Genomic DNA, 11,031 nt, shown 5'->3' with positions numbered 1-11,031 from the left:
CCTGCGCGCCGAAAAGTGCGACCCCGACGTCATCGAGCGCATCATGGCCGACGAGAAAAACCGGTAAGTCCAGACGGCCCTCGGCGGAGGTTTACACCACAGCCACAAGCCCCCCAGCTTCTGGGAGCGCTTGCGCCGTCGGCTCAGCCCCGGCGCTGCCCGCCGCGAGGCCCGTCTGGCCGCGCTGCGCCTGCAGATCGAGCGGGTGCGCGACAAGGCGCTGCAGGTCGTTGCCCATGCGGGCGAAGGCCGCGAGCGCTGGCTGCTGCTGCAGGAAGAAGACCTCGATCTGGCCGTGGGCGAAATGCGGATGCTCGCGGCGGTGACCATGCAGGCCGAATTCATTCTGCGCGCGCAATCGCAGCGCACGCGGCATGAAACACTGCCCGAGGCGCAGCTGATCGCGCTGTCGGATCAGCTCGCCCACACGCTGGCCGCGCTTGAAGACCTGCGCACCGCGGCGGCGCTGTCGGCGCTGAAGGCGCGGCACGGGCTTCTGATGGCCCATCCCGAGCCGCTCGGCCCCGAGGGGCGCCGCCCGGAAGCCCCCCGCCCCGCCCCGCAGCGCGCGGGCAAGACCCGGGTGCTGAGCGCCGTTCCCGCGGGGGCCCGGCCGCTGACGACCGCGGTCTGAGCCTCAGCCGCGCAGGCGGCCCACCAGCCGGATCAGCGGATCGACGATGAACATCGCGAGCGGGATCAGCATCAGGCCGAAGATCAGCCCCAGCACGCCATCGCAGGCGGCGGTGACCAGCCATTCGGTGAACCCGCCTGCCGGCAACAGATGCCCCGCCCCCTCGGCCAGATGGTGGATCGTGTCGTAGACGGCAGGCCAGCCGAGCTCCGCCGCGCCATGCAGCAAGATCGCGCCGCCGACCCAGATCATCGCCGCCGTGCCCAGGATCGACAGCGCGGCAAGCAGCGGCGGCATCGCCCGCACCAGCCCCCGCCCGAGCCAGCGGATCGGCGCGATCGCCCCCTTGCGCGCCAGCCACAGCCCGACGTCATCGGCCTTCACGATCAGCGCAACGCCGCCGTAGACCAGCACGGTGATCCCCACCGCCACCACCGCCAGCGCCAGCGCCTGCATCCAGAGCGGCTCGCCCGCGGGCAGCGAGGCCATCGCGATGGTCATGATCTCGGCCGAGAGGATGAAATCGGTCTTCACCGCGCCCGAGACCTTTTCGCGCTCCAGATGCGCGGGGTCGCCCGCCGGATCATCATCGGGGTCGATATGGCTGTCGGCATGCGGCGCATGCGGGAAGAGGACGTGAAAGACTTTCTCGGCGCCCTCGAAACAGAGATAGGCACCGCCAAGCATCAAGAGCGGCGTGATCACCCAGGGCGCGAAGGCCGACAGGATCAGCGCGATCGGCAGCAGGAAGACGATCTTGTTGCGGATCGAGCCCATGGCGATCTTGCCGACGATCGGCAATTCGCGGCTGGCCTCGAACCCATGCACATAGCGCGGCGTGACGGCGGCATCATCGATGACCACGCCCGCGGCCTTGGCCCCGGCCTTCGCGGCGCCCGCAGCGACATCATCCACCGAGGCAGCCGCAATCTTGGCGATCCCCGCCACGTCATCGAGAAGGGCGAGAAGGCCGCTCATTCATGTCTCCCTTGGGTGTCGCGGGAAAGTAGGGGCTGGGGGTGTGGGGTGCAAGGGGGACGACAACCGTTCAAAAAAGATGGGAAGTTCTTCCCTCATTGCTTTGTCAAAACTGCTCCGCCCATTAAAGGGTCTAAGGTGTTGCTTCGTACCTTCATCGCGATGCTTCATCAACAACCAGTAGGCAAAGTTCACAAACCCTTCCACACATACATCTGAAAAGTACTTTCCAACCTCTGCAAATTCTCTCAACTCCGGACGCAACGGCATTTCTTCGCCGTGAACGATATCACACCTCTTAGAATAGAAATTGGAAACTCTTGAGTTATAATCAGGCCGCCAACCCGCATACTCCAAAAACAAACGCGACCTCTCCACCAATTGAGACTTCTTGCCGTTTTCGTGAGTGACGAACAATGCCTCTAAACAATTTGAGAATGCAACAATCCGCTCTGCATTGCTTACTGGACTACCACCAATATCCGACCAAATCAAAGCGGTTACAATTTTTGACTCCAAGAAACTCCAATCAGGAATTCCAATAATTCTATCAAGAAACGCCCCAACAAGAAAAAACCAAGCCCTCGAACTCTCCGATCGCAAGTGCTCGACACTTTTGTTGCCCGAATTCAAAACATATTTGTGCCCCCAACCCAATGCGACCTTCCCCATCTCCAAATTAGTTGATTCAGAAACGAACGAGTAGTTTCGCAAATTTGGGAATGATTGCCTCTCCGTGCCCAACCATTGGGCTAAGCCTTGATCCAGCTTGACCTTTATGGATGCAATCGCAAGCCTTACGAATAGAAACGCGCGTTCCTGCGCTTTCTTCTTATCGAAACCATCAATAGCAACGCAAGCAACCCAATTCTGTCTTTGATAGAATTCCTTTGCACGCTCTAAATCACCATAATAATCAATGAAGTCGCCACATATTTTTCCCGAAAAGAAATCGTCTTTCTTAAAAAATCGAACCGGACCAATACTAAATTTTGAAATCCCACTGTAGTTTGGCAGCACACAAGGAACAAAATGTATTCTAGGAGCTATGCACTCCTGCAAAGCACTAGTTATACAGAACTCGACAAGCTGCCTCTCATCGATACAGACATCACTAAAAATTTGAGCCGAAACCTCTCGGGAAAATAGTTTAAAAAATGTTTCATTCTCCATCCTCCCCGCCAAGCGCGGATCATTGGAAACAATTTTTCGGCTTAGATTTTGGAGTCTCCTAAAAGCTTGCGAACCTATCTTCCTTCGAGAGCCGTTTGGATGAGGCAAATCAAAAAATGGCCACTCATCTTTCCTAACTTCCTCAGCGTAAGACTTATAGTCGCGCAACAATTCTTGGTACCTAGACAGCTCTCCACGAACAAAGCTGATTACTTCACGGATCTCTTTGTTGGAAGGCCGACCAGACAAACGATAAACCTCCTGCCGCAAAGAAGATAATGCCCCCCCCCCAAACCAAAAGGCGCTCCCGAAGGAGCGCCTTTTTTCTCTTACAACCCGAGCTTCTTCGCCACGATCTCGTTCACCGCGGCGGGGTTGGCCTTGCCCCCCGAGGCCTTGATCACCTGCCCCACGAACCACCCCGCCAGCTTCGGATTGGCCTTCGCCTTCTCCACCTGCGCCGGGTTCGCGGCGATGATCTCGTCCACCGCCGTCTCGATCGCGCCCATGTCGGTGACCTGCTTCATGCCGCGGGCCTCGACGATCGCGGCCGGATCGCCGCCCTCGGTATAGACGATCTCAAAGAGATCCTTGGCGATCTTGCCCGAAATGTCGCCCGAACGGATCAGCCGGATGATGCCGCCCAGCTGCGCCGGGCTGACCGGGCTCTGGCCGATCTCGTGGCCTTCCTTCTTCAGACGGCCGAACAGTTCGTTGATCACCCAGTTCGCGGCCAGCTTGCCATCTTCGGCCACGGCCACCACGGCTTCGAAATACTCGGCATCGGCCACTTCCGCCGTCAGCACCGAGGCGTCATATTCGCTGAGCCCCAGATCCTTGACGAAGCGGGCCTTCTTTTCATCCGGCAGTTCCGGCATCGTCGCGCCGATGTCATCGACCCAAGCTTGTTCGATTTCGAGCGGCAGCAGATCCGGGCAGGGGAAATAGCGGTAGTCATGCGCCTCTTCCTTGGAGCGCATCGAGCGGGTCTCGCCCTTGTCCGGATCGTACAGCCGGGTTTCCTGCACGATCTTGCCACCATCCTCCAGAATGGCGATCTGGCGGCGGGCTTCGTAATCGATCGCCTGCTGGATGAAGCGCATCGAGTTCATGTTCTTGATCTCGCAGCGCGTGCCGAGATGGCTGAAATCTTGGCTTTCCTGATATTTCTCATACTGCCCGGGACGGCAGACCGAGACGTTCACATCGGCGCGCAGGTTGCCGTTTTGCATGTTACCATCGCAGGTGCCGATGTAGCGCAGGATCTGCCGCAGCTTGGCGATATAGGCGGCGGCTTCTTCCGGGCCGCGAATGTCGGGGCGCGAAACGATTTCCATCAGCGCGACGCCGGTGCGGTTGAAATCAACAAAGGACATCGTCGGGTCCATGTCATGGATCGACTTGCCCGCGTCCTGTTCCAGGTGGATGCGCTCGATCCGGACCTTGCGGGCGACGCCCGGGCCCATGTCGACGATGATCTCGCCCTCGCCCACGATCGGATGGTAAAGCTGCGAAATCTGATAGCCCTGCGGCAGGTCGGGGTAGAAGTAGTTCTTGCGATCGAAGGCAGAGCGCAGGTTGATGCCCGCCTTCAGCGCCAGCCCGGTCCGCACGGCTTGGGCGACACAGAATTCGTTGATCACCGGCAACATGCCGGGCATGGCCGCATCGACGAAGGCGACGTTGGCGTTCGGCTCGTTGCCGAAGGTCGTCGAGGCGCCCGAGAACAGCTTCGCATTCGAGGCCACCTGCGCGTGCACCTCCATCCCGATCACAAGCTCCCAGTCGCTTTTCGCGCCGGCAATGACTTTCGGTTCGGGGGCGGTGAAGGCAAGGTGATCAAGCATTGCGGGTTCCCTTTCTCGGCTTCGGCCCTTCTAGGACAGCCGCGCGCGCGGGGCAAGACGAACCACCCGCGCGGCAGCCTTGAGGTCGAAAGGGCGTATTTTTGCCAAGAAGAAATGGAGGAGCTTCTTCTTGGCGCAACTACGCCGGGGTCCGGGGCAGCGCCCCGGCGCTCTCAGCCCGCAAGCCGACCGACCATCTCGGCCAGATCGCGGCTGAGGCCCGGCGTGGCGGCGATGCGATCAAGCGCGGCCTTCGCATGCGCCTGCCGGGTCGCATCATAGCGCCGCCAGGTTTCGAAGGCCGTCGACATCCGCGCCGCCGTCTGCGGATTGAGCGGATCGAGGCGCAGCAGCCAATCGGCGTAAAGCGCATAGCCCGCGCCATCGGCCCGGTGAAAGCCCGCGTGGTTGGCCGCAAAGCCGCCCAGAAGGCTGCGGAAGCGGTTCGGATTCTTCCAGTCGAACGCCGCGGCGGCGCTCAGCCGGGCCACGGTTTCCGCAGCCTCGTCGGGCGGGGTCAGCGCGCCCTGCGCCATCCGCCACTTGTCCATGACGAGCGGGTCAGCGGCCCAGCGCGCCGCAAAGGCGGCCAGCTGCCCCTGCCCTTTCCCCTCGCCCACCAGCGCATTCAGCGCACCGATGCTCTCGGTCATGTTCGTCGCCTCGGCAAAGAGCGCCGCCGCCCGGGCGCCACCATCCTCGGTGGTGAGCAGCGCCAGCGTGGCAAGCCGCAGCGACCGGCGTCCGGCGGGACCGGCGTCGGGGCTGTAGGGACCCGTGACCGCGCAGCTGTCATAGACCCGCGTCAGCGCTGCGCCGTGACGGGTGGCGAGCATCTTCATCAGCTTGCGCCGCGCCGTGCGGATCGCGTCGGGGTCGGGGGTGTCGCCCCGCGCAAAAAGCGCCGCCGCGATCTCGTCTTCGCCCGGCAGGCGCAGACAGGCGGCGCGGAAACCCGGATCAGCCTCGTCATCGGCAATCAGCCGCCCGACCGCATCGAGGTAATCGAGCTGCGCCCCCTCGCCGCGCGCCATCGCCATCAGCGTCTGCCGCGCCAGCGTCCGTCCCGCTTCCCAGCGGTTGAAGGGATCGGTGTCATGGGCGAGCAGGAACGCCTGTTCGGCGGGCGTCGTCGCACGCTCCAGCACGACGGGCGCCGAGAACCCGCGCAGGATCGAGGGCACCGGCCGCGCCGAGAGCCCCTCGAACCGGAAGCTTTGCCGCGCCTCGGTCAGTTCCAGCACCGTCGTCGGCAGCACCTCGTCGCCGTTTGGCGACAACAGCCCGACCGCCAGCGGAATGTGACGCGGCGGTTTCTCCTCCTCGCCCGGGGTGGGCGGGGTCACCTGTGTCACCTCCAACGTGTAGGTGCCGTTTTCATAGGCCTCGGACACCGTCAGTTTCGGCGTGCCCGCCTGCGTATACCAGAGCTTGAACTGGCGCAGATCGCGGCCCGAGGTGTCCTCGAACACCTTGATCCAGTCCTCGATCGTGCAGGCCTGCCCGTCGTGACGCTCGAAATACAGATCGAGCGCGGCCCGGTAGCCTTCGGGGCCCAGAAGCGTCGCCAGCATGCCGACCACCTCGGCGCCCTTTTCATAGACGGTCGCGGTGTAGAAGTTGTTGATTTCCTTGTAGCGGTCGGGCCGCGGCGGATGGGCAAGGGGCCCCGCATCCTCGCGGAACTGGCGCGCGCGCAGGCTGGCCACGTCGTCGATCCGCTTGAGCGCGCCCAGCCGCACGTCGCGGGTGAAGCCTTGATCGCGATAGACCGTCAAGCCTTCCTTCAGGCAAAGCTGAAACCAGTCGCGGCAGGTGATGCGGTTGCCCGTCCAGTTGTGGAAATATTCATGCGCGATCACCGCCTCGATCCGCTCGTAATCGGTATCGGTCGCGGTTTCGGGCGAGGCCAGCACCAGCTTCGAGTTGAAGATGTTCAGGCCCTTGTTTTCCATCGCCCCCATGTTGAAATCATCAACCGCGACGATGTTGAAAAGATCGAGGTCATATTCGCGCCCGTAAGCTTCCTCGTCCCATTTCATCGAGCGGGCGAGCGCGCCCAGCGCGAAATCGCAGCGGTCCTCGTCGCCCGGACGCACCCAGATGTTCAGATCGACCTTGCGCCCGGAGCGGGTGGTGAACGTCCCCGAAGTGGCGCGCAGATCGCCCGCCACCAGCGCAAAAAGATAGGCGGGCTTCGGCCAGGGATCGTCCCATTCCGCCCAGCCAGGCCCCCGACCGACGGGATTGCCGTTTGACAGCAGCACCGGCAGATCCGACTCGATCCGCACATGAAAGCGGCTCATCACATCGGGGCGGTCGGGGTAGAAGGTGATGTGGCGAAAGCCCTCGGCCTCGCATTGCGTGCAATACATGCCGTTCGACATGTAAAGCCCTTCAAGCGCGGTATTCGCGGCCGGCGCAATCTCGACCTCGGTTTGCAGCCGGAACGGGCCTGCGGGCAGCACCGCCGCGGGCAGGACAAGCCCCGTCTCGTCCAGACGATAATCGCCAGAGCCAAGCGCGCGCCCGTCAACGGAAAGTGAGATCAGCTTCAGATCTTCGCCCTGCAGCACCATCTCGGCGCCCGGCTGCCGCGGCGTCACCTCGAGCGTCGCAAGCACCCGCGTGGCCGCGGGATCCAGCCGAAAGATCAGCGAAACAGAGGAAATTTCAAAGGGATAGGGTTTGTAGTCCGAAAGCAGCGTAACGCCGTCCATAAGCTTCCTCGCACTGGGCTTCGACTGGGCTTTCTCACAAGCTAGGCGGTTCGCGTGCCCCCGGCAAGGCATCGCCGAGACGCAAAGTCGATACGATTTTTGCTGGACAGGGGCGGCATCAGGGCCAAGATACCGCCAAAGCTTGGGAGGAGCCGATGACGGAACGCGTGGAACGCGAAGGGCTGCAAGTTGCGGCCGAACTGGCGACGTTCATCGAAGCGCAGGCGCTTCCCGGCACGGGTGTCGATCCGGCGCGGTTCTGGGCCGGGTTTTCGGCGCTGATCCATGAATTCGGGCCCAAAAACCGCGCCCTGCTGGAGAAGCGCGACCAGATGCAGGCGCGCATCGACGCCTGGCACCTGCACAACCGTGGTCAGGGCCATGACGCCACCGCCTACCGCGCCTTTCTGGACGAGATCGGCTATCTCGCGCCCGAAGGCCCCGATTTTGTCATCGAAACCGGCCCGACCGATGCCGAGATCGCCAGCGTTTGCGGCCCGCAACTTGTGGTGCCGATCACCAATGCGCGCTATGCGCTCAATGCCGCGAATGCGCGCTGGGGCAGCCTCTACGATGCGCTTTACGGCACCGATGCCTTGGGAACGCCGCCCGCCGCGCCGGGCTATGACCCCGTCCGCGGCGCGAAGGTGATCGCCTGGGCGAAGGAGTTCCTCGACACCGCCTGCCCGCTGGTGGCGGGCTCCTGGGCGCAGGCGACGCGGCTTTGGGCGCAGGATGGCGGCTTGTTCGCCGACGTGGCGGGCGAGGAAACCGGGCTCAAGGACCCGGCGCAATTCGCGGGCACTCGCGGCCCGGCCGAGGCCCCCGCCGAGATCTTGTTGCGCAACAATGGCCTGCATCTGATCCTGAAGCGCGACCCCGCCCATCCGATCGGCGCCAGCGATCCGCTCGGCCTCGCCGATCTGGTGCTCGAATCCGCGTTGTCCTCGATCATGGATTGCGAGGATTCGGTGGCCACCGTCGATGCGACCGACAAGGTGCTGGCCTATACGAACTGGCTGGGCCTGATGCGCGGCGACCTGACCGAGACGGTGACCAAGGGCGGGCGCAGCTTCACCCGCGCGCTGGCGCCGGACCTCACCTTCACCGCCCCTGAGGGCGGCTCCGTCACGCTCAAGGGCCGGGCGCTGATGCTGGTGCGCAATGTCGGCCCACTGATGACCACCCCCGCGATTCTCTGCCGCTCCGGCGCCGAGGCGCCCGAGGGGCTGATGGACGCGATGATCACCACGCTTTGCGCACTGCATGACCTGAAGCGCGGGGCCAATTCCACCACAGGCTCGGTCTATGTGGTGAAGCCGAAGCTGCATGGCCCCGAGGAAGTGGCTTTCACCTGCGCCACCTTCGCCCATGTCGAAGAGGTGCTGGGCCTGCCCGCGAACACGGTGAAACTGGGGATCATGGACGAGGAACGCCGGACCTCGGCGAACCTCAAGGAATGCATCCGCGCCGCCAAGGATCGGCTGGCCTTCATCAACTCGGGCTTCCTCGACCGCACCGGGGACGAGATCTTCACCTCGATGGAAGCCGGGCCGATGGTGACCAAGGCCGAGATGAAATCGCAGCCGTGGATTTCGGCTTACGAGGATCGCAACGTCGATATCGGCCTGCGCTGCGGCCTGCCCGGCAAGGCGCAGATCGGCAAGGGCATGTGGGCCGCGCCCGACGCCATGGCCGAGATGCTGGCGCAGAAGATCGCCCATCCGATGGCCGGGGCGAATTGCGCCTGGGTGCCCTCGCCCACCGCGGCGGTGCTGCATGCGACGCATTACCACCGCGTCGATGTGAAGGCCCGCCAGCGCGAGATCGCGCAGCTGCAACGGCCGCTGCGGCTGTTCGACCTTTTGACGATCCCGCTCGCTGCCGGGCGCACCTATTCCGAGGCCGAGATCACCGCGGAGATCGAGAACAACGCGCAGGGCATTCTCGGCTATGTGGTGCGCTGGGTCGATCAGGGCATCGGCTGTTCGAAAGTGCCCGACATCCATGACGTCGGCCTGATGGAAGACCGCGCGACGCTGCGGATCAGCTCGCAGGCGCTGGCGAACTGGCTGCATCACGGCATCTGTGGCGAGCCGCAGGTGATGAAGGCGTTCCGCAAGATGGCCGCCGTGGTCGATCGGCAGAATGCGGGTGATCCGGCCTATCAGCCGATGGGCCCCTATTTCGACGGGCTGGCGTTTCAGGCCGCCTGCGATCTGGTCTTCCTCGCCCGGATCCAGTCCTCGGGCTATACCGAACCCGTGCTGCACCAGCGCCGGGCGCAGGTGAAGGCCGCCAAGGCCTGAAAAAGGGGGGCTCTGCCCCCCGTCCGCAAGCGGACTCCCCCCGGGATATTTGGGGCAAGATAAAACACAAAGGGCGCTCCGCAATGGGCGCCCTTTTATCTTGCTCGAAATATCTCGGGGGTGCGGGGGCAGCGCCCCCGCTGCTTCACTTGAAGTTGCGGCTGTCCTTGATCTGATCCCAGGCCCAGACCACCTGCTGCAGCATCTCTTCCTGGCTCCGGTCGCCGCCGTTCATGTCGGGGTGCAGCACCTTGATCAGCGCCTTGTAGCAGCCGCGGATCTCGGTCTTCGTCATCGTGTCCCGGGCATCCAAGAGCTCGAGCGCGCGCCGTTCGGTCGGCGGCAGCTTGCGGCCCACCACGGTCCGCCCGGGGTTTTGCGTCGCATTCGCCCCGAGCAGCTCCATCGGGTCGGTGATGCCGTGCCGCGCCCAGCCCTTTTCCTCTTTCGAGCGGCCAAAGGGTTTCGTCGGCCGTTCCCAGACATTGGCACTGTCCAGAAACTGCTGGAATTCCTCGTCGGACTGGCCCTGGAAATAGTTCCAGCGCAGGTTGTATTCGCGCACATGGTCCTTGCAGAACCAGAAATAGTCGTCGAGCACCTTCGGGCTCTTCGGCGCGCGATACTGACCCGGCTCACTGCACTCGGGGTGATCGCATTGCCGCGTCGACGTTTCAAAGGCGCCGGACATACCGCGCTTGCCTTTGGTCCGACTTTTCTTGTCGGCTGCGGCAGAGATGTTGAAGCCGAAAGGGTCGGTCTTGCTCATGGGGCCTCGCAAATCACGTCCGCAAGTTGGGCGCGGTCAGGGTCTCGGCACGGTTTCTGCGTCCGCTGCCGACTCGGGTGCCAGAGGATAGAGGTTTTCACCGCCAAGCCAAGGGCAAGCTGGCAGATTGAGAAACGAGCCGTTGCTCAGAAGGTCTCGTCGGCCGCCGGACCGAGCCGCGGCGCGCGTCCCTCGGGGGCAAAGGCGGTCAGACGACCGCGCCGCTCCGACGAAAATGTCAGCCCGTCCTCGTCCTCGCCCTCCGCGTCGGAGACCTCTTCGTCTTCAAGCGCGCGGCGGAACACCAGCAGGTGGTGAATCACCGTCGTCTTCGAGGCAAGCCCGGCGCGTTCCTCGGCGGGCAGCGTCTCGGCGCGCCAGTATTCCCAGCCGTCGCGCGCCAGCTCGTTCATCACCTCGCTCAGCGCAAGGGCAAAGCGCTCGGCCCCGGTCAGCCCGCGGTCCTTTTCGCCCCGCACCGGCGCGGGAACCACCTTGTATTCGTAAAGCTGCATGGCGCTCCTCGTTTTGGCGCGACAGATACGCCTCTCGTGCCGGGGGTCAAGCAACGATGGGGTGAACGCGGCCTTCACCGCGGTTC

Annotated in this window: 8 protein-coding genes; 2 read left to right on the top strand and 6 right to left on the bottom strand. The window is 63.4% G+C overall.

The genetic code is table 11. The features are described 5' to 3' along the window. Positions 1-130: 130 nt before the first annotated feature. Entirely contained in the window at positions 131-634 is a 504-nt protein-coding gene (locus tag C8J30_RS16400) for a hypothetical protein (protein ID WP_110806924.1), read from the top strand. A 3-nt stretch (positions 635-637) separates the two neighbouring features. Here C8J30_RS16400 and C8J30_RS16395 read toward each other — a convergent pair whose 3' ends face one another. The 4 genes from C8J30_RS16395 to pepN form a co-directional block, all read right to left on the bottom strand. After that, positions 638-1,612 carry a DUF808 domain-containing protein gene (locus C8J30_RS16395; protein ID WP_110806922.1) on the bottom strand — a complete coding sequence of 325 codons (975 nt, stop codon included), beginning with the start codon at positions 1,610-1,612 and terminating at the stop codon, positions 638-640. Beyond that, positions 1,613-3,205, bottom strand: a complete 1,593-nt coding sequence (locus C8J30_RS18390; RefSeq protein ID WP_220033809.1) for a HEPN domain-containing protein — start codon at positions 3,203-3,205, stop codon at positions 1,613-1,615. Next, entirely contained in the window at positions 3,115-4,632 is a 1,518-nt protein-coding gene (gatB, locus tag C8J30_RS16390) for an Asp-tRNA(Asn)/Glu-tRNA(Gln) amidotransferase subunit GatB (protein ID WP_110806921.1), read from the bottom strand. Before gatB ends, C8J30_RS18390 begins: the two co-directional genes overlap by 91 nt. Positions 4,633-4,805: 173 nt before the next feature. Further along, on the bottom strand, positions 4,806-7,352 hold the full coding sequence (pepN, locus tag C8J30_RS16385; protein WP_110806920.1) for an aminopeptidase N: 2,547 nt from the start codon (positions 7,350-7,352) through the stop codon (positions 4,806-4,808). Positions 7,353-7,507: 155 nt separating this feature from the next. Here pepN and C8J30_RS16380 point away from each other — a divergent pair, with 155 nt between their 5' ends. Then, complete coding sequence (locus C8J30_RS16380; protein WP_110806919.1) at positions 7,508-9,661, top strand: malate synthase G; 2,154 nt, start codon at positions 7,508-7,510, stop codon at positions 9,659-9,661. A gap of 145 nt (positions 9,662-9,806) precedes the next feature. Here the strand turns inward: C8J30_RS16380 and C8J30_RS16375 are convergent, their stop codons facing one another. Together C8J30_RS16375 and C8J30_RS16370 are read right to left on the bottom strand one after the other, a co-directional pair. Further along, the gene (locus C8J30_RS16375) at positions 9,807-10,430 is read right to left on the bottom strand and encodes a J domain-containing protein (protein WP_110806918.1); all 624 of its coding nucleotides are present in this window, start codon (positions 10,428-10,430) and stop codon (positions 9,807-9,809) included. Positions 10,431-10,576: 146 nt separating this feature from the next. Further along, entirely contained in the window at positions 10,577-10,945 is a 369-nt protein-coding gene (locus C8J30_RS16370; protein ID WP_110806917.1) for a DUF4177 domain-containing protein, read from the bottom strand. Positions 10,946-11,031 lie beyond the last annotated feature (86 nt).

Source organism: Rhodobacter viridis (assembly GCF_003217355.1).
Classification (GTDB): domain Bacteria; phylum Pseudomonadota; class Alphaproteobacteria; order Rhodobacterales; family Rhodobacteraceae; genus Rhodobacter; species Rhodobacter viridis.
Note: the sequence above shows the minus strand (reverse complement) of the source record. Positions and strands in the feature narration are given on the sequence as shown.